Raw genomic sequence first — 18,703 nt, 5'->3', positions numbered from 1 at the left:
TTTTGCCGATAATCTACATTATGTCAACTAAGCGACCGGCCATCGACTGGCCAGCGCTTCACAGATGGCACGCTGCTCTCCCTCGTCGTGCGTGTGCATCAGCAACCCTTCGACGGTGAACACCGCAATCATCACTTCGGCGTCGACGGTCTCCGCGGAGACGCCGGCTGCTTCCAGTTCGGCACGGAACAGACTGCCGGTGAGTAGATGAAAGTTGTTGTGCCACTCCGCTACCGCCGGTGAATGCGCCACGCGAGCATGGACTGTCGTCACCAGGCCGCTCATCTCGGTCAAACGCCGCACGATCCACAGCACCCGAGCCGCAATCGGCTCACCCGAAATTGCCTGATACATCGGCCAGACGTCTGCCATGACAGCCGAGACGACCGCGACGAGTACGTCGTCCTTGTCCCCGAAATACCAGTAGATCGTGTTGGCTGCTACCCCTGCTTCCTTCGCCAGCTTGCTCACCGACGTCGCGTCGAACCCGCCCTCGACGAACAACCTGCGCGCCGCCGCGACGATCTCTTCGCGCTTCTCATCGGCAGCTTGCGGTTTCTTGTTCCGCGCCACGGCGACGTTCACCTCCACAACGATGTCTCCGGAATGGTCACTGACTCTTGAATGGCATTCAAGAGTCTGCTAGCTTGTTGAATACCATTCAAGATACCTCGTGGAGGTTCTCTATGACGTCTCAGCGCAGTTACGTTCGGTCCGATGTCACCTTCGGATCCGGCGACCCGTCGTGCGCAGCCTGGCTCTACCGTCCGGACGGCGTCGCGAACCCGCCGATCGTCGTGCTCGCGCACGGCTTCGCGGCGTTCCGTGAACTCCGGCTCGACGCGTACGCCGCGCGGTTCGCCCAAGCCGGCTATGCCGCATTCGTCTTCGACTATCGCCATTGGGGTGCCAGCGAGGGTATGCCGCGCCGCATTCTCGACATCGGCAAGCAGCAGGCCGATTGGGCTGCTGCACTCGCCTATGTTCGGAGCCTCGACGGCATCGACACACGGCGAGTGGTGGCGTGGGGGTCGTCGTTCGGCGGTGGCCACGTCCTGAAGCTGGCCGCCCGAGACACCGGCCTGGCCGCTGCGATCATCCAAGTTCCTCACGTGAGCGGACCCGCGTCGGCGTTCTCCCAATCTCCGGCGTTGGTGGCGCGACTCATCCTGGGTGGAATCCGTGACCAAGTCCGGGCATGGACGGGGCGAGCGCCCTACCGCATGGCCGCGGTGGGACGGCCTGGCGACATCGCGATGATGACCTCACCCGGCGCCTACGAGCTGGTCGAACGCATGGGCGACATGCGTGAGGAACTCCTGGCGGAGAACGACGTCGCCGCCCGGATCGCTCTACGCGTCCCGCTCTACTCCCCCGGGCGCTACGCACGCGACGTGAGCGCCCCCGTCCTGGTCCAACTCGCTGCGAAAGACGACGTCACACCGATCGAGAAGGCCCAGGCCGTCGCTCGCCGAATTCCGAACGGTGAAGTCCACACCTACGACATCGGCCACTTCGAGCCGTACCTCGATCCCTACTTCGACACCATCGTCGCCGAGCAAATCGATTTCCTCGACCGCCACTTGGGAGACCCACGATGACCACCGACACCGTTCGACGTACAGCCCTCGTCACGGGCGCCTCCGCGGGAATCGGAACCGCATTCGCCCGCCATCTCGCGGCAGAGGGTCACGACCTCGTTCTGGTCGCCCGACGCGCAGACCGGTTGGAGACGCTCGCACACGAACTGCGTCGGCAACACGCGGTACGCGCCGAGATCGTCGCGGCAGACTTGAGCGACCCGTCGACTCCAGCCGCGATCGTCGACCGTGCACACGAACTGGGCATGCCGATCGACATCCTCGTCAACAACGCTGGGCTATCGTCGAGTACCAAATTCTCCGACACACCATGGGAGTCGGTCGCTGCCGAGATTCAGCTCATGGTGACTGCGGTGACCGAACTGACTCACCGCTTAGTACCCGGAATGAAGACGCGACGGTGGGGCCGCGTCGTGAATCTTTCGTCCCTCGCCGCGGTGTCTCCGCCGGGAGAAGGCCTGCTCTACACCGGAATAAAGACCTACGTCCTGAACATGTCCCAATCGCTCGACATGGAGCTGAAGCCCCACGGCATTCACGTCACCGCATTGTGCCCGGGCTTCACTTACAGCGAATTTCACGACGTCATGGGCACCCGCGACGCCGCAGACCGCCTACCGGGATTCATGTGGCAGCACCCCGAAGCCGTGGTCCGCGAGGGATGGGCAGCAGTCACCGCAGGAAAGCCCGTGTGCATACCCGGCGTGGTCAACAAGGTCTCCGCGGCAGCCATGCGGCCCATCCCGGGCCGTATCGGCTACTTCCTCGGACGGACACTCAACCCGTTCAAGTAAAAGTTCTTCGTCGGAGACCAGCCTGAGCCCGCCTCCGCACACGGTTCTCCCCCAGTTTCACGACGACGACCCCGGCGAGGATCAGCACACCACCGCCGATTTGGACCGCCCGTGGAACTTCGCCCAGCAGTAGCCATGCGAACACCAATGCCGACACCACCTCGGTCAGTCCGACGAACGACGCCAGTCGCGAGCCGAGCCGCCGGCCGGCGGCGATTCCACATACGTACGCCACTGCGGCCGTCACGACGCCCAGCACCAGAATCGAGACCCACCACGGCACACTCGCGCTCGCGAGCACCACCGAACGCGTCGTCGCGGTGAACGGCACGATGCCGACCAGTCCCGCGAAAAGGAGAATCGTTCCGCCGCACAGTAACCCGCCGGCCGCGAGCGTCAACGGCGGCAACCCGTTCGACTCGTCCGCTGACACGATCCAGTACACGGCCGCACCGGCCATGGCACCCAAGGCCCACAGAACACCGACCGGATTCAGCGAGGTACCCGAGACGAGGTCGAGCACCAGCACCAAGCCGACAGCTGCGAGTGCAGCGCCGCCGACGGTCTGCAGAGTGGGGCGTTGCTTGTGCCGCAACCACATCCACAGAACGACGACGACAGGCGAGGTGAACTCGATCAACAGCGCTACCCCGACCGGCATGTACCCCACCGCGTTGAAGTAGGCCAGCTGACATCCGGCGACGGCAATGGCCCCGTACGCGACGAGTACACCGATGTTGCGCGACAACACGTTCCATCGTCCACGCAGTGCAAGCAGGCCCGGAACGAGCAGAACGGCGGCGGCGATCAGGATTCGCGCTGTCACGGCTGCGCCTGCACTCCACCCCGCGTCGAGCAGACCCTTGGCCAACGGGCCCGACAATCCGAACGATGCCGACGACACGAGCGCCAGTCCCAGACCGGACGCGAGACGAGATGGGCGTCGGACCGCGATGTCATCAGTCAAGGAGGTCATGAGTCATGACGGTAGAAGGTGAAGATGTAAGGTGTCAATATGGTTTTCGCTCATGACACGGAGAGCGCGTTGGTGTCAGCGGTCGCCCTGGCCAACTCGGCCGAGGATCCCGACACACTCGAGACTCGGACCGACCTGCGCGAGTTCTATCGAAGCCACAATTACACGGGCCGATTCGACGGCGACGAGCTCGAGCTGGCTGCAGTTCGCGACCTGCGACCACTGCTCAGGCAGTTGCTGACGAGCGACCGTGACTCTGCGGTCGACGTCGTCAATCACATCCTCGCCGACGCGAATGCTCTCCCGCGTCTCGTGCGACATGGCGACACCGACTGGCATCTGCACGCGGTCGGCGACGACCGTCCCTTCGCGGAACGCATCGCCGTCGAGTCCGCTATGGCGATGATCGACGTCATCCGGTCGAACGAGATGTCGAGACTGCAGATTTGCGCCGCCGACTGCGACGGGATCGTCCTCGACCTCTCGCGGAACCGATCGCGCAAGTTCTGCAGCACGGCATGTGGCAACCGCACCGCAGTAGCGGCATATCGGAGTCGACAGAGCGAACGGGAACCGTCGGCCGAGGAATGAAGGAAGCGACGTATCTCGTCCTTCCACTGTCAATCTATAGCGCACCCGGGGCCTTGCGGCAAGACCCCGTCCGTCCCTCATACTCGTGGACCCAACGCTTCGACCAGCGGAAACGAGAACACATGAGTGGGAAACCGCAGACTGCCGACAGTGCCTTCGACCTTCCCGCGCACCTGCACCACAAGAACGACCCGACTCTGATCGCCCACGACGAGGCCTTCTTCGCATCCGTCGCCGCGAGTCTCGAACGCTCCATCACGGACTTGCTCGCTCGGCTCGACGCCACAAGGAAAGCGCCCGTCGAGATAGGTCGAGAAGCGCTCGAACGCGACATGGAGGTGCATCGGCTGAACGCTCGTATCCGGACGATGCGTCGGTACGGCCTCGATCTCTGCCTGGGCCACATCGTGAAAGCGGGGAGCGGCCGGACGGTCTACATCGGGCGACTCGGCCTGGTGGACTCGAACGGCGACCAGTTGCTGATCGACTGGCGCTCCCCCGCCGCCGAACCGTTCTTCGGCGCGACGCATGCACAGCCGATGGGCCTCGAACGACGTCGACGCTATCGCTGGACCCGGGGCCGTATCAGCGACTACTGGGACGAGGTCTTCACCGCCGACGGCTACGACGGTCCGCGCAAGGCAGCGCTCGACGATCAATCGGCGTTCATCGCGAGTCTCGGCGGTTCGCGGTCGTCGAAGATGCGCGACGTCCTGGGCACGATCCAGGCCGATCAGGACGCGATCGTTCGGGCCGGGTCGTCCGGAGCGCTCGTCGTCGACGGTGGGCCGGGGACGGGCAAGACAGTCGTCGCGCTGCACCGTACTGCTTATCTGCTCTACGCCGATCCACGTCTCGGGCGGGGCCACGGCGGCGTGTTGTTCGTGGGACCGCACAAGCCCTATCTCGCATACGTGTCCGATGTCCTACCCAGTCTCGGCGAGGAAGGCGTCACCACCTGTACGATCGCGGACCTCGTGTCCGAGGGCGAGAGAGCCGTCCCTGAGACGGATGCCGAGGTGGCCAGGCTGAAATCCTCCGTCGAACTCGTCCGTGCGATCGACAAGGCGGTTGCGTTCTACGAACAGCCGCCTAAGACGGGCATGACCGTCGAGACCGAGTGGGCGAACATCCAATTGACCCCGGACGATTGGACGGAGGCGTTCGACGCACCGGACCCCGGGACACCGCACAACGAGGCGCGCGAGATCATCTGGGATGCACTGATCGCCATTCTGATGGACAAGTACGCAGGCGACGAGCCGTTGTCGTCGGTGCGGAAGTCGTTGCAGGAGAATGACGATCTGCGCACCGCGCTCGACAACGCGTGGACTCTGATCGAGGCGGCCGACCTGGTCGGCGATCTGTGGTCGGTGCCGGCCTATCTGCGTCACTGCGCGCCCTGGCTGTCGGCGACCGACGTTCGCACGCTGTACCGCGTCGATGCGCACAAGTGGACGACCGCCGATCTTCCGTTGCTCGACACTGCGCGTGCACGTTTGGGTGACCCGGAAACTGCACGGCGGGAGCGCCGTCGGTCCGCGGCTGCCGCAGCCGAGCGTTGTCGGATGGACAGGGTGGTCGACGAACTTCTTCAACTCGACGACGAGGACGGCTTGATGGCGCAGCTGGGTCAAGACGGCATTCGCGACGCACTCGTCGACGACTCCGCGTTGCCCGACGTCGACCCCGACCGCCTGGCCGGACCCTTTGCTCACGTCGTCGTCGACGAGGCACAGGAATTGACGGATGCGGAGTGGCAGATGTTGTTGTTGCGCTGCCCTTCTCACAGTTTCACGATCGTCGGAGACCGGGCGCAGGCACGTCACGGGTTCGTCGAGACATGGCAGGAACGATTGGAGAGAGCAGGACTGACGCGCGTCCAGTTGGCGTCGTTGAGCATCAACTACCGGACGCCGGAAGAAGTCATGACCGTGGCCGAGCCCGTCATCAAGGCGGCGCTTCCCGACGCCAACGTTCCGAAGTCCATCCGTCGCAGCGGAATTCCCGTCGTCCATGCGCCGGTTGCCCAGCTCGACCAGTTCGTCGACGCATGGACCGACAGCAATCCCGACGGAATCGGGTGCGTCATCGGACTCCCAGCTTTTCGCGCCAGGGACAGGATTTCGTCGCTGTCGCCGGAACTGGCGAAAGGACTCGAGTTCGATCTGGTGGTGGTCGTTGATCCGGAGTCGTTCGGATCCGGTATCGAAGGTGCCGTCGATCGGTACGTCGCGATGACCCGTGCGACGCAGAAGCTCGTCGTGCTGACTACGAGTGGTGCCGAACGATGTTGACGACGTTGCCGTCGGGGGCGCGGACGAGGAATCGCCGCACTCCCCACGCTTCGGTCGTCAGCGGGTGGACGATGTCGTAGCCGAGGCGTTCGGCTTCCTCGTACGCGGCATCGACGTCGTCGACCATCACCGACATGACGGAGTCCGCTGGTGAGGTTGCGTCACCGGTGACCACCTGCACGCTCGATTCCCCGTCGGGCGTCGTGAAGCGGGCCACCCAGCCGAGATCGAACTCCTTGTTCTCGAGACCGAGGAATTCGCCGTAGAAGCTCTTGGACTGCTCGATGTTCCCGACTGCAAGATTCGGGACGATCTTACGCACTCGCATCGGCTCTCCTCGTGACGACCAGTGACGACCAGGCTCAGCGTAATGCCGGTTCGAGTGGCTCGGGACGATTCTGCATTCCATCACCGCCACCGGAGTACGTAGACTCCGTCCATGGCACTCGACCACGGTGATCCCGGTGACGCACCCTCGACTCCTCCCCCGCTGACCGAGACCGAAACGGTGCGACGGCCCACCGCGGCCGAAGAAGCCCGAACCGTTGCCGCGTCGACCAACATGGCGACCCTCGCGAGCCTGACGGCAGACGGCGACCCATGGGCGTCGTACATCACCTACGGGCTCCTGGACGGCTCCCCTGTCCTGTGTGTGTCACGGATGGCCGAGCACGGGCGCAACCTTCTGCACGATGCGCGGGCGAGCCTGGCCATCGTTGCTCCCGAGTCCGCGAGCGATCCCCTGTCCGTCTCTCGGGTGACGTTGGCAGGCGTCGTCGAGTCGCCACGTGACGACGAACTAGACGCGGCCCGCGAAGCCCACCTCGCGGCGGTACCCGCAGCGAAGTACTACATCGACTACAGCGACTTCACGCTCTGGATTCTGCGTGTCCACCGGGCGCGGTGGGTCGGCGGGTACGGCCGCATGGATTCGGCGACCGCCGAGGACTACGCGGCCGCAGCCGCGGATCCCGTTTCGCCGCACGCCGCGTCGGCGATCACGCATTTGAACGACGACCACGCGGATTCACTGCTCGCCATGGCGCAACGTCTGGGCGGTTACCCCGACGCGACCGCGGCAACCTGCACGTCGGCCGACCGCTACGGTCTCGATCTCAGCGTGCGGACGCCGCGCGGCAATGCGACGACGCGCGTCGGATATGCACACCCCATCGATGCGATCGACGAGCTTCGTTCGGCGACAGTCGAATTGGCTCGACGCGCACGAGGATGAACGCATTCACCACTTGTCGATGTGCAGAACGGAGTCGATCGGTTCCCGGGGCGCGGGCTTGAACGTCTCGCCGGTGAAGTACGCGGTCGGCATCAACGCTGCCTGGTGGAAGCCTTGCGGAATGCCGAGAAGGTCGGCCACCTCGGCTTCACGCGACAGATGCAGTGTGGTCCACGCCGTTCCCAGACCTCGCGCACGCGCAGCGAGCGAGTAGCTCCACACGGCGGGCAGTAGCGATCCCCACAGTCCCGCCTGATTGCCTGCGGGTAACTCGACAGCTCCGCGGATGCACGGAACGACCAGGACCGGAACCTCGCCCATGTGCTCCCCCAGCCACGCGACACTGTCTCCGACCCGCCGCTGGACCGGAGCTCGGTCGGGGTCGTCGGAGAACAGCTTCGCTGCAGAACCGCGGGAGTCGAGGTACTTCTCGACTTCCTCGCGATAGATTTCGCCCAGCTGAGCGCGCAGCGATCTGTCGGTCACCACCATCCATTGCCAACCTTGACGGTTCGAGCCCGACGGAGCCTGCAGGGCGATCTCGAGACATTCGCGAATCAGTTCGACGGGAACCTCTTTGGACAGGTCCAGCCGTTTACGCACGGTCCTCGTGGTGGTCAGCAGCTCGTCGGGTGTCAGGTCGAGAACAGGAAACGACGTCATTCCTCGAGTGTGTCACCGACGGGTCGACGACTCAAAGACGTGGCCTCCGGCCCGTGCGCGGATAGTTGTAAGGGGGTGGGACTATCCGCGCACGGGCGCGTCAGCGCCGTAGTTCGTGGGTGAGGGTGTCGAGTTCGTCGCCGCCTGCCATTTCACGGGTCAGATCATCGAGGCTGATCTGATCGTAGGTGCAGTCCAGTTTCTGCCGGCCACGGTTGAGCAGGACGAAGTGGTCACCGACCATGTAGGCGTGGTGCGGGTTGTGCGTGATGAACACGACCCCGAACCCTTGTTCCTTCGCCGCGGAGATGTAACGCAGCACCATCCCGGACTGCTTCACACCGAGCGCGGCGGTGGGCTCGTCGAGGATCAACACGCGGGCGCCGAAGAAGATCGCCCGGGCGATCGCCACACACTGGCGCTGTCCACCGGACAGCGACCCGATGGGCGCGTCGACGTCGGGCAAGTCGATGCCCATCTTGTGCAGCTCTTCGATCGTCGTGGCCCGCATCGCCGCCGCGTCCAGGGTTTTGAACGGGCCCTTGCGCAGTTCCTGGCCGAGGAAGAAGTTCCGCCACACCGGCATCAACGACACCACCGCGAGGTCCTGGTAGACCGTGGCGATGCCCTTCGAGAGGGCGTCTTTCGGGGAGTCGAACTTGGTGTCGACGCCGTCGACGAGCAGTTCTCCTTCGGTCTGTTGGTGCAGGCCAGCCATGATCTTGATCAGAGTGGACTTGCCCGCGCCGTTGTCGCCGAGCACGCCGGTGACCTCGCCGGCGCCGACGCGCAGGTTGATGTCTTTGAGCGCGATGATGTTGCCGTAGGACTTGCCGACGCCTTTGAGTTCGATCAGCGGGGTCTTCCCGCCGCCTGATGGGGTTGCGTCGATGGGAGTTTCAGCGTGTGTGGTCATGACCGGTCACCTTTTCGCTGCGTAGTTACGGAAGCTGTTGTTGGCGATGACGGCGAACAGCAGCATCGCGCCGAGGAAGAATTTGAACCAGTCGGGGTTCCAGCCGGCGTAGACGATGCCCTGGTTGGCCATGCCGAAGATGAACGCGCCGATCATCGCACCGATCGTGGTGCCGAAACCGCCGGTGAGGAGGCAGCCACCGATGACGGCGGCGATGATGTAGAGGAACTCGTTGCCGACACCTTGGCCGGACTGGACCGTGTTGAACGCGAACAGCAGGTGCATGCCGACGAACCAGGCGCAGAACCCGACGAACATGAACAATCCGATCTTGACCTTGGTGACCGGGACACCGATCGCACGGGCCGAGTCCTGGTTGCCGCCGACGGCGAAGATCCAGTTGCCGATGCGGGTCTTCATCAGCACGTAGGTCGAGATAGCAGTGAACAGCAGCCACCACACGACAGTGATGCGGATCGACACCCCGCCGATGGTGAACGAGGACGCGAATACCTTCTTCGCGGAGTCGAAGCCGGCCATGTCGGAGATCGAGGGGGTCGCGACCTGACCGGTGACGAGCTTGGTGACCGCGAGGTTGATACCGGTGAGCATCAGAAAACTCGCGAGGGTGATCAGGAACGACGGAATCTTCGTCTTCATCACCAGATAGCCGTTGAAGAAACCGACAGCGAGGGCGAGCACGAGAGCCAGGGCCGAGCCGAGCCACACGTTCAGGTGCAGGTTGTAGGCAATCATCGAGGCCATGATCGAGGAGAACGTGACCGCGACGCCGGTCGAGAGATCGAACTCTCCGCCGATCATCAGCAAGGACACGCCGATGGCCATGATGCCGATCGTCGAGGACGCGTAGAGGACCGTCGCCAATGCCTCCGGTGAGCGGAACGGTGGGGCGACGATGCAGAAGAAGACGAAGATGACGATCGCACCGAACAGGGCCCCGATCTCCGGGCGAACCAGCAACCGCTGCAAAGGCTTCTGCTTCTTCACCCGCTCATCGGTGACCACCGTGTGCTTCGACAGATCCAAATCGGCCTGTGTACTCATGAGAATTCCTTCCGTGCTGGAAGCCCGGTGGCCCGGCCGGTTTCAGCCGGGCCACCCGACGGTCCTAGCGAGTGCCGTTTGTGGCGTACTCGGCGATTGCGTCGATGTTGGAGGAGTCGATGAACGCAGGACCGGTCAGGACCGGGGTGCCGCCACCGATGGTGTTGCCGTTGTTCAGGTACAGCCACAGCGAATCGACGGCAAGGTAGCCCTGCAGGTAAGGCTGCTGGTCGATGGCCCACTTGACGTCGCCGCCCTTGATGGCGTCGACGAGAGCGGAGTTGGTGTCGAAGGTGACGATCGTGGCATTGCTGCCAGCGTTCGTCTTGGACTGGATCGCGGCGAGTGCGATCGGGGCGCCCAGAGTAACGATGTGGTCGATGCTTGGATCCTGCTGCAGCTTGGCGGTGATGGTCGCCTCGACGGACGGCATGTCCTTGCTGTTGACGTTCAAGATCTCGGTCTGTCCCGAGAACCCTTGCGTCACACCGGCGCAACGCGACTCCAGTGCGACCTGGCCCTGCTCCTGGATGATGCAGAGTGCCTTCTTGGCACCTTCGGCGTTGAGACGCTCACCGGCAGCTGCGCCGGCAATGGTCTCGTCCTGGCCGAAGTACTGCTGGACGCCCTGAGCCTTCCAGGCGTCGAAACCGGAGTTGAACGCGACGATCGGCGTACCGTCCGCGACTGCTGCCTCGACGGCGGGCGCCATGGCGTCGGGCTTCGCCAGCGTGACTGCAATTCCGTCGACGTCGCTGTCGAGTGCCGTCTGGATGAGGTTGGCCTGGTTGGGCGCCTCGGGGTCCGACGAGTACCGAAGCTCGATGTTGTCCTTGGCTGCCGCAGCCTCAGCACCCTTGCGGACGAGGTCCCAGAAGGTGTCACCGGGAACTTCGTGGGTGATCATGGCGATCGTCGCGCGAGGGGTGTCGGCCGTTCCGGCGTTGGATCCGCCGCCGGAGCTTTCCGGCGCACCGCCGGTGCTCGAGCAACCCGCCACGACGACGGTGGCACACAGCGCCAGCCCGATGGCGGCGCCCGAAGAGCGCAGCCTGCGGAGCGAACCCGGACGGCCAGTGCCGCGACTCGTGTGAAGTGTCATCAATTCTCTTTCTCGACGCCGGACCGAGATGGCCCGGTGGTGAATCAATCGATGGTGCGATCAATATGTAAGCCACATCACAGCCGAATGTCAAGCATTTGTCCTGACATTAGAAACTCTCGGGTTCCGACACTCCGTCGCGCTGCGGTGCCGTTCAGCCTCCGAACAGCAGAAACAGGCCTGCGAACGTGAAAAAGACCATCAGAACCATCAGCGCGAGTTGGCCGGTCAGACGGTGATTCCTCGGCAGTAGCCGGAGCGATGCATCGTGCGCTGCGGAGACACCAAGGATGTGCCCGGCAAGGACGCACAAGACCTTGACCGTAGAGACGACGCCAGGGTGTTCCGACAGGACGTACGACACTTCCCAACTCTGCTGGCCGACGAAGTTCCATCCCGAATGGAACGGGTCTGCGAGAAGCAGTACTGTCGTCTGCCCCTTCTCGACGAGGTAGGTCAGGTAGTGAGCGAGGACGTAGCCGAACACGATCGGAACCAGTGAATGAACCAGTTGCCCTGGTAATTTCGCGCGCTGTTCGCAGGTCATGCCCCCCGTTGCGCGGGCGCACAGCCAGAACGAGACACCGACGAACGAAACCAGCGCCAGCAGTCCCCCGGTCCGCCACAGCATCGCCTCGGTGCTCGTCGACGACATGTCGTCGACGAGATTGCGCCACGCGGGAAGTTGCGACGCACTGTCGAACGCCGTCGACCCGAGCAGCACGGCGACCACCGCGACGGTACCCCGCACGACGGGCAGAGACGGCAAGCCGTCCAACGGGTTTCGTAGCGTCAGCGCCCGGTCGCCCTGGCTGCGCGCCAGAATCGCAAGCCTCGAGATCGTATCGCTGTACTTCTCGAAAGGGTCTGCGTTCTCGAACCAGACGGTTCCGAACACGACCGCGCCGACGATCATGACGACCGCATATGCCAGACACCAGGTCCGGATCGCATCGAGCGATCCGGGATCGGACGATGCGAGCTCGAGCCAGACGAACGCGAACAGGCCGGCGGCAGAGGGCCACGCGCCCAACCGTTCCGGGTAGCGCAGCAGCATCGCACCCGGGGCGCGACCGATCATTCGACACACAACGGCGTGCACCGTCCTGAGCGGAGACACGATCCGCCACACCGGCCCGAACAAGGCGGAGACGACCGGGACGCCGACCCACAGCAGGACGTAGAAGACCCCGGGCAACGCGTTGGTGGCGTCGTCCGGGCCGGTGATCGCGATCCAGGCTACGAAGGCCGTGAACATCACGGCGGACAGCCGAACAAGCGCGCGGGTCAGGGCCGCATCGACGACCCGGGTAATACCAGGCGACAACGTCGCCCACCGACGCGACGGATCCAATCGCGGTGTGCGCCAAGCGAAGATCAAGATCGCGAACGAGATGGACAACGCCCACGCGCCGCCGACCAGAACGAAGGTGACCGGAAGCGGTAGGTCGGTGGATCCGCCGAGGCCGTGAGCGAGGATCACGGCCTGACGACGAGTGTGGCGATCGTCCGGTCTGCGTCGTGCAGTTCGAGCGCGACCTGTCCGGGAACCTCGACGGTGAACTCGAACGTCTGTCCGTTCGTCGGTGCTATGTCGAACGAGTGATCGGGCACCGAGTGGACATGAAGTTCGTCCTCGGCGTCGCTGTCGACGCGCACCGTGACCTTCTCGCCCACCGATCCGTCGACGCGTTCGTTCGTGGGCGTGACCGAACCGTCCGCGATCACGACGTCGATGGTCAGCGAATCGGGTTCAGCCGTGACCGCAGAGGTGGCGGCGGACGCCGACGTCGAGGTGACGGCCCCGTCATCGTCGTTCGACTGGCCGGACGAGCATCCGACCGCCAGACACAGCATCGCGGCGCCCGATATCGCGGCGCAGCGGGCGTACTTCATGAACTCTCCTCGTCGTGGTGATCGTGCCCGGCGGGTCCTTCGCCTCGTGGCGTGTCCTCTGCTTGTTCGTTGCGTTCGGCGCGGCGGTCCTTGGCGACGACGTACAGGACCACCGCGACGATGATTAACGCCGGAATCAGGGCTGGTAGAGCGAGCACCACCGAATGGTCGGCCAGATAGACGACGTTCTCCGGTGGTGTCGTCGCGAATGCGATCATGTTCGGCTCGGCGTCTTCGCGGTCCGTGCGTTACGAAGTGAGTTGCGTGGGGTGACCTCGCTGATGCGGACCGTGCCCCACGCCAGCGCCCACACGAGCGCCAGCGTGCAGACCAGAACCACCAGCGATGCCGCGCCGAACAGCCATGACGGGTGATCGAAATTGCGCTCACGCTGCAGCAGCGTGATCTCCGAGACCAGATCGCGGGTGAACTCGGCGTCCGCGGACACTTCCGGCGCGCCGATGCCCGGGTCCGCGGCCATGAACACCGGTGCAGCGGTGAGCAACCGGCCGTCGTGGATGCGGAGCACCGTCTTCCACGTTCCGTCGACGGGCACAGGCTTGGTCGATCGATACGTCCCAGGGCCGGTCTGCTCGAGCTTGTCGACGACCAGGCCTCGTAACGTGTCTCCCGCGCCCTGCCACGCCAGGATCGCCAACCATTCGGGATCGTCGCTGACGAGGTCGGGCGGGTCGATCGTGACGTCCGCAGTGACCATGCGGTAGCCGTCGACCGACGGCGCGTCGGTGAGGCGGACCGTCGCGGTGGCGTCGGTGGGGACGTCGAACATCAGACCATTCGCAGTCGTGCCGGCGAGCGCCAGAATCATCGCCAGCACGATGCTGCGACGGAACGCCGCGCGGGGTAACCCGTCGCCGCTCAGCGCCTGGGCGAACAGTCCGGCGCAGAGTCCGGTCGTGATGCCCACCGGGACCGTCATCAGCAGCGTGTCCGCCCACATGCTCGACGTCCACGGAAAGATGTAGACGGCGTCGACCCACAGCGACTCGCCCCAAATTCCGATCGTTCCGACGCCGAGGCCGGCAACGGCTCCGAACAACAAGCGGCGCCTGACCAACGGAGTCAACGCGATCAGTTCGACCACGATCGCAGCACCGAGATACAACGCGAACACGTTGTGCGGTTGGCCGAAGACCGGCCCGACGAGCAGAGCCGTGATCTCGCGAACGACGGCCGCGAACGCGACGGCGAAGAGCGCGGCACCGGGACCGACCATGAGACGAGCGGCAACCAGCGCGAACGCACCCGCTCCCGCGATCAGCATCGGCTGGAAGATCAACTGGAACTGTTCGACGCCGAAGTCGAACTCGATCTGGAACACCGACAGACCGATCACCAGGCCGCCGAACGCGGAGCTTCGCAGAAGCCAGGTGACCACAGGACTCTTGTGCCAGCGGGGATCCGGGCCGTCGGCGTCGGAACCCATCGCGATACGGCCCTCGTGTTCGAGAAGGATCACGCCGACGAGCGACAGCCCCGCACCGCCGATCAACATCAGGTGCGTCGGACCCCACAACGTGACGTCCTGGCCGAAGATGCGATGCCAGATGTCGTCGAGCGGGAAGCCGATCAGTGCATACAACCCAGCCCCGGCGATGAGGACACCACCGGTCGGCACGTACCAGGTTCGCGTCAGCTTGATCGCCGCACGGCCGGGCTTCTCGTCGAGCGGGAGGATCATCGCCAGTGCGCCGGCGATGAAGAGGAAGAACAGCCCGACGAGGATGAAGTAGTGCGCTGGGTTCGCGAGGGGTCCCTCGTCGCGCCCTTTCCCGATGTGCAGGCTGACATCCCAGATGAAGCCCAGGAACGCCGTCAAGATCGTCGATACGAACATCACCAACGGCAGCGCGGCCCACCCCGGCAGGTTGGCCTTGCTGCCGGCGAAATCGGCAAGGCGTCCCAGCCAGGTGATCCGCCGAGTACGGTGCAAGAAGGCGAGATAGAGCAATCCCAACGAGATCACTCCGGCTGCCGCGCTCATGCCGAAGACCTGGTCGAGCGCCGCACCTCCACCTTGCCCGCCGCTACCCTGAGCGACGACGGTCATCGGCGCCGCATTGAGGTTACTCGCGGTAACACTTATCTCGAACATGGTCAGAGTATGTACCGCCTCTGCTCGAAAAACCAGAGTTTCGTCGTATTGCTCGACGCCACCCGCCGATCGTATGTCCGGTGGTCACCGCACGTGTCTTTCTGAAGCGATCCAGTAGCGTCGACGCAACCATCGACGACCGTGCCGAAGACGCCGCCCAGGTCAGTGGCCCTGCGGCTTGTCGTCAGCAGCGAAAATGCCTGCTGCATGGGAACCTTGCCGCGACGACGAATCCGATGGCGACTACCGTTGCGTGAGACATCGCAATCTCTAGGGAGCAGGTAATGAGCATCCAACCGGTCGAATCGAAGCGTCATCATGTCGTCGTCATCGGTTCCGGATTCGGAGGACTATTCGGCGTCAAGGCACTGAAGAAGGCCGACGTCGACATCACGCTGGTCGCCAAGACCACCCACCACCTGTTCCAGCCGCTTCTCTACCAGGTGGCGACGGGCATCCTCTCCGTCGGCGAGATCGCGCCGACCACCCGAGTGATTCTGCGTAACCAGAAGAACGCCGAAGTTCTGATGGGTGGAGTTCTCGACATCGACCTCACGGCGAAGACGGTCACGTCGAAGCTGCTCGAGCGTGAGACGGTGACGCACTTCGACAGCCTCATCGTCGCGGCGGGCGCCCAGCAGTCCTACTTCGGAAACGACCACTTCGCCGAGTTCGCACCCGGCATGAAGACCATCGACGACGCGCTCGAGCTACGCGGACGGATCCTCGGCGCGTTCGAACAGGCCGAGCTGTCGAACGACCAGGAAGAGCGCGACCGACTGATGACCTTCGTGGTCGTCGGCGCGGGCCCCACCGGCGTCGAGCTGGCAGGTCAGATCGCCGAGCTCGCAGACCGCACCCTCGACGGTGCCTTCCGCAACATCGATCCGCGCGACGCACGCGTCATCCTCCTCGATGCCGCTCCTGCCGTGCTGCCCCCGATGGGCGAGAAGCTGGGCAAGAAGGCAGCGGACAAGCTCGAGAAGCTCGGCGTCGAGATCCAGCTGAACGCGATGGTCACCGACGTCGACAACGACGGTCTGACCGTCAAGGAAAAAGACGGCACGACGCGTCGCATCGAGGCGCAGTGCAAGGTGTGGTCCGCGGGAGTTCAGGGCAGCCCGCTCGGCAGGCAGCTCGCAGATCAGTCCGAATCGGAGACGGACCGAGCCGGTCGTGTCATCGTCGAGCCCGACCTGACGGTCAAGGGTCACCCGAACGTCTTCGTCGTCGGCGACCTCATGTCGGTTCCCGGCGTTCCCGGTATGGCTCAGGGCGCCATCCAGGGTGCGACGTATGCAGCCAAGCAGATCAAGGCATCGTTGAAGGGCGCCGACGCGACGCAGCGCGAGCCGTTCAAGTACTTCGACAAGGGTTCCATGGCCACGGTCTCGCGCTTTAACGCGGTCGCCAAGGTCGGCAAGCTCGAATTCGGCGGCTTCATCGCCTGGCTGATGTGGTTGGCTCTGCACCTGTACTACCTGGTGGGATACCGCAGCCGCATCACGACCGTCATCTCGTGGTTCGTGACGTTCCTCGGCCGCGGTCGCGCGCAGATGGCGTCGACCGAGCAGCAGGTGTTCGCGCGACTTGCCATCGAGCAACTCAACTCGCTGGAGCCGTCACCTCCGGCGGTCGACGGTGACGGCAACCGTCGTGAGGAGAAAGCGGCCGGCTAGCCCGCCCGACGCTGCACCGAACTCGGCGTCACTCGTGCCCGTGATGGGCATGGGTGGCGCCGAGTTCGTGCAACATGGAGTGCACGATGTCGTCGTCGAGGCGGTACGACATCTTCTTCCCGTCGCGCTGAACCGCCACCCACCCCTCGTTTCGAAGAAGCCGGAGTGCGTGGGATACCGACGTCGCCGACATGCCGAGCGCGGCAGACAGATCCGACACGCAGATCCCCGGCGCGCGGTGCATGCACAGCAGAATGCGCAGCCTCGTCAGGTCGCCCAGAAGGTCGAAACGCTGAACCCAGTCTCCGATGTCGTCGACGGCATCGAGTGCGGCTCTGGCCTGGGCTACGTGTTCCGGATCGAAGGCTTCGGTCGAGTCGGTCGATGCCGGATCGGCAGTGGACGGGTCGGTCATGGCACCAACGGTAGTGCGTCGAGCGCGGGACCGGTGCTCGTCGTCAAACTCCCTCCCGCGGCCAACGGCATACGGACGGCGGAACTGCCGACGGCCCCGGCCGGTCGATCGTCCGGATACACGAGTGTGCTGGACAACGACCGCGGCGCGGACAACACGTCGTGTCCGACCGTGCCGAAGCCCAATTCGACGCGGTGACGGAGATGAGCGTGTCCGTCGACATCGGTGTGCATCGTTCCGATCCACCGACCGAGGTTCTCGCCGACACGCCCGATCTGGACGCGCTCGCGATATTCGATTCGCGACGACGCAGCGAACTCGATCCGCGTGCGAGTGTGATGTATCGCGTTGCCCGCGACGACCATCGGCTCGGGATCGAAGACGAGGACGCCTCCCTCGTCCACGCTCACGAGCCATTCCGCATTCGACTCGACGACCGACCGGCCGGGAAGCGCGACCGACGCGGCCACGCTGTGCAGCGACAGCGTGGCACCGGCCCCGACGACGATCCTGATGCACAGAGTGTCGCCGCCGAGAGGCGTTGCGGCAGTACCGATCATGTGGACGGTGTCCGGACCCGTCAGACGCGCGGCCAACCCACCGACTGCGTCGATCCTCGGACTTCGATCGGCGGACGCGACGATGGTGAGCTCAGTGCGCATCGGCCGCGGCCGACTCCCGCAGCTGCGTTCTGATCCATTCGAGCACCAGTGACGCCGACGGATCCTCGGTCAGCGAGACGAGAGCGGTAGGGCGGCCTTCCCGAACGCGGACGGCGTCGTTCTCCATCACGGTCAGGTCGGCGCCGACGAACGGGGCCAAGTCGGTCTTGTTGATCACCAACAGATCCGAGTAGGTGACACCAGGTCCGCCCTTGCGCGGAACTTTGTCGCCGCCGGCGACGTCGACGACGAAAATCTGCACGTCGATCAGTCCCGAGGAGAACGTGGCGGTCAGATTGTCTCCACCCGACTCGACCAGGATCAGGTCCAGCGGCGGGTTGCCCTCCACCAAGTCGTCGATGGCATCGAGGTTGGCGGTGATGTCGTCGCGGATCGCGGTGTGGGGGCACCCACCGGTCTGCACGGCCGTGATGCGCTCGTCGGGCAGCACGGCATGACGCCGCAGGAAGTCGGCGTCTTCCGTCGTGTAGATGTCATTGGTCAACACCGCGAGCGACAGCTCGTCACGTAGTTCCCGGCACAGCGCCGCCACCAGAGCGGTCTTGCCGGATCCGACGGGTCCGCCGATTCCGACGCGCAGCGCCTCCCCGGGAACGCGGGTCCGGCGCGGTCGGTCGTGGCTGTGGTCGTGCGGTTCGCCGTCGATCAGATGCGGAGGCATGGGTTTTCCGCCTT

The 18,703-nt window shown here is 64.4% G+C and carries 20 protein-coding genes; 6 read left to right on the top strand and 14 right to left on the bottom strand.

The window, feature by feature from the left end; genetic code table 11:
- Positions 1 to 27: 27 nt before the first annotated feature.
- Entirely contained in the window at positions 28 to 573 is a 546-nt protein-coding gene (locus DK926_RS14500) for a TetR/AcrR family transcriptional regulator (RefSeq protein ID WP_114331024.1), read from the bottom strand.
- Positions 574 to 686: 113 nt separating this feature from the next.
- Here DK926_RS14500 and DK926_RS14495 point away from each other — a divergent pair, with 113 nt between their 5' ends.
- Together DK926_RS14495 and DK926_RS14490 are read left to right on the top strand one after the other, a co-directional pair.
- A complete protein-coding gene (locus DK926_RS14495; protein WP_114330996.1) occupies positions 687 to 1,601 on the top strand; it encodes an alpha/beta fold hydrolase in 915 nt (304 codons plus the stop codon).
- Positions 1,598 to 2,395: an SDR family oxidoreductase gene (locus tag DK926_RS14490; protein WP_114330995.1), complete on the top strand. Its 798-nt coding sequence runs from the start codon at positions 1,598 to 1,600 to the stop codon at positions 2,393 to 2,395. Before DK926_RS14495 ends, DK926_RS14490 begins: the two co-directional genes overlap by 4 nt.
- Here DK926_RS14490 and DK926_RS14485 read toward each other — a convergent pair.
- A complete protein-coding gene (locus DK926_RS14485; RefSeq protein ID WP_114330994.1) occupies positions 2,388 to 3,371 on the bottom strand; it encodes a DMT family transporter in 984 nt (327 codons plus the stop codon). The genes DK926_RS14490 and DK926_RS14485 overlap by 8 nt on opposite strands.
- Before the next feature lie 39 nt (positions 3,372 to 3,410).
- Here DK926_RS14485 and DK926_RS14480 point away from each other — a divergent pair, with 39 nt between their 5' ends.
- Positions 3,411 to 3,962, top strand: a complete 552-nt coding sequence (locus DK926_RS14480; protein ID WP_114330993.1) for a CGNR zinc finger domain-containing protein — start codon at positions 3,411 to 3,413, stop codon at positions 3,960 to 3,962.
- Positions 3,963 to 4,084: 122 nt separating this feature from the next.
- The gene (gene helR / locus DK926_RS14475) at positions 4,085 to 6,259 is read left to right on the top strand and encodes an RNA polymerase recycling motor ATPase HelR (protein WP_114330992.1); all 2,175 of its coding nucleotides are present in this window, start codon (positions 4,085 to 4,087) and stop codon (positions 6,257 to 6,259) included.
- On the opposite strand, the gene DK926_RS14470 is transcribed toward helR, so the two are convergent.
- A complete protein-coding gene (locus tag DK926_RS14470; RefSeq protein ID WP_114330991.1) occupies positions 6,234 to 6,587 on the bottom strand; it encodes a VOC family protein in 354 nt (117 codons plus the stop codon). The two genes, helR and DK926_RS14470, sit on opposite strands and share 26 nt — an antisense overlap.
- A gap of 111 nt (positions 6,588 to 6,698) precedes the next feature.
- On the opposite strand from DK926_RS14470, the gene DK926_RS14465 reads away from it, so the two are divergent.
- Positions 6,699 to 7,493, top strand: a complete 795-nt coding sequence (locus DK926_RS14465) for a DUF2470 domain-containing protein (RefSeq protein WP_114330990.1) — start codon at positions 6,699 to 6,701, stop codon at positions 7,491 to 7,493.
- 6 nt (positions 7,494 to 7,499) lie between these two features.
- On the opposite strand, the gene DK926_RS14460 is transcribed toward DK926_RS14465, so the two are convergent.
- The 8 genes from DK926_RS14460 to DK926_RS14425 all read right to left on the bottom strand — a co-directional run bounded on the left by DK926_RS14460 (position 7,500) and on the right by DK926_RS14425 (position 15,206).
- Positions 7,500 to 8,156, bottom strand: a complete 657-nt coding sequence (locus DK926_RS14460) for a nitroreductase family protein (protein WP_114330989.1) — start codon at positions 8,154 to 8,156, stop codon at positions 7,500 to 7,502.
- A 100-nt stretch (positions 8,157 to 8,256) separates the two neighbouring features.
- On the bottom strand, positions 8,257 to 9,072 hold the full coding sequence (locus DK926_RS14455) for an ATP-binding cassette domain-containing protein (protein WP_114330988.1): 816 nt from the start codon (positions 9,070 to 9,072) through the stop codon (positions 8,257 to 8,259).
- Positions 9,073 to 9,078: 6 nt separating this feature from the next.
- Positions 9,079 to 10,137, bottom strand: coding sequence for an ABC transporter permease (locus DK926_RS14450; protein WP_114330987.1), 1,059 nt, complete (start codon positions 10,135 to 10,137; stop codon positions 9,079 to 9,081).
- A gap of 64 nt (positions 10,138 to 10,201) precedes the next feature.
- Positions 10,202 to 11,239, bottom strand: coding sequence for a substrate-binding domain-containing protein (locus tag DK926_RS14445; protein ID WP_207890822.1), 1,038 nt, complete (start codon positions 11,237 to 11,239; stop codon positions 10,202 to 10,204).
- A 154-nt stretch (positions 11,240 to 11,393) separates the two neighbouring features.
- On the bottom strand, positions 11,394 to 12,722 hold the full coding sequence (locus DK926_RS14440) for a hypothetical protein (protein ID WP_114330986.1): 1,329 nt from the start codon (positions 12,720 to 12,722) through the stop codon (positions 11,394 to 11,396).
- Positions 12,719 to 13,135: a hypothetical protein gene (locus tag DK926_RS14435; protein ID WP_114330985.1), complete on the bottom strand. Its 417-nt coding sequence runs from the start codon at positions 13,133 to 13,135 to the stop codon at positions 12,719 to 12,721. Before DK926_RS14435 ends, DK926_RS14440 begins: the two co-directional genes overlap by 4 nt.
- The gene (locus DK926_RS14430) at positions 13,132 to 13,353 is read right to left on the bottom strand and encodes a hypothetical protein (protein ID WP_114330984.1); all 222 of its coding nucleotides are present in this window, start codon (positions 13,351 to 13,353) and stop codon (positions 13,132 to 13,134) included. Before DK926_RS14430 ends, DK926_RS14435 begins: the two co-directional genes overlap by 4 nt.
- Complete coding sequence (locus DK926_RS14425) at positions 13,350 to 15,206, bottom strand: hypothetical protein (protein WP_207890829.1); 1,857 nt, start codon at positions 15,204 to 15,206, stop codon at positions 13,350 to 13,352. The genes DK926_RS14430 and DK926_RS14425 overlap by 4 nt, the downstream gene beginning before the upstream one ends.
- A 329-nt stretch (positions 15,207 to 15,535) precedes the next feature.
- Between DK926_RS14425 and DK926_RS14415 the strand changes: the two genes are divergently transcribed.
- Positions 15,536 to 16,930 (top strand): NAD(P)/FAD-dependent oxidoreductase, encoded by a 1,395-nt coding sequence (locus tag DK926_RS14415; protein ID WP_114330981.1) that lies wholly within the window; start codon positions 15,536 to 15,538, stop codon positions 16,928 to 16,930.
- A 28-nt stretch (positions 16,931 to 16,958) separates the two neighbouring features.
- Here DK926_RS14415 and DK926_RS14410 read toward each other — a convergent pair whose 3' ends face one another.
- The 3 genes from DK926_RS14410 to ureG are packed head-to-tail and all read right to left on the bottom strand — an operon-like array spanning position 16,959 to position 18,689.
- Positions 16,959 to 17,345, bottom strand: coding sequence for a metalloregulator ArsR/SmtB family transcription factor (locus DK926_RS14410; RefSeq protein ID WP_068431147.1), 387 nt, complete (start codon positions 17,343 to 17,345; stop codon positions 16,959 to 16,961).
- Positions 17,342 to 18,007, bottom strand: a complete 666-nt coding sequence (locus tag DK926_RS14405) for an urease accessory protein UreD (protein WP_114330980.1) — start codon at positions 18,005 to 18,007, stop codon at positions 17,342 to 17,344. The genes DK926_RS14410 and DK926_RS14405 overlap by 4 nt, the downstream gene beginning before the upstream one ends.
- Positions 17,997 to 18,689 carry an urease accessory protein UreG gene (gene ureG / locus DK926_RS14400; RefSeq protein ID WP_068431152.1) on the bottom strand — a complete coding sequence of 231 codons (693 nt, stop codon included), beginning with the start codon at positions 18,687 to 18,689 and terminating at the stop codon, positions 17,997 to 17,999. The genes DK926_RS14405 and ureG overlap by 11 nt, the downstream gene beginning before the upstream one ends.
- Between the last annotated feature and the right edge of the window lie 14 nt (positions 18,690 to 18,703).

Source organism: Rhodococcus sp. Eu-32, assembly GCF_003336925.1.
Taxonomy (GTDB): Bacteria; Actinomycetota; Actinomycetes; order Mycobacteriales; family Mycobacteriaceae; genus Rhodococcoides; species Rhodococcoides kyotonensis_B.
This window is presented reverse-complemented; position numbering and strand designations above follow the sequence as displayed.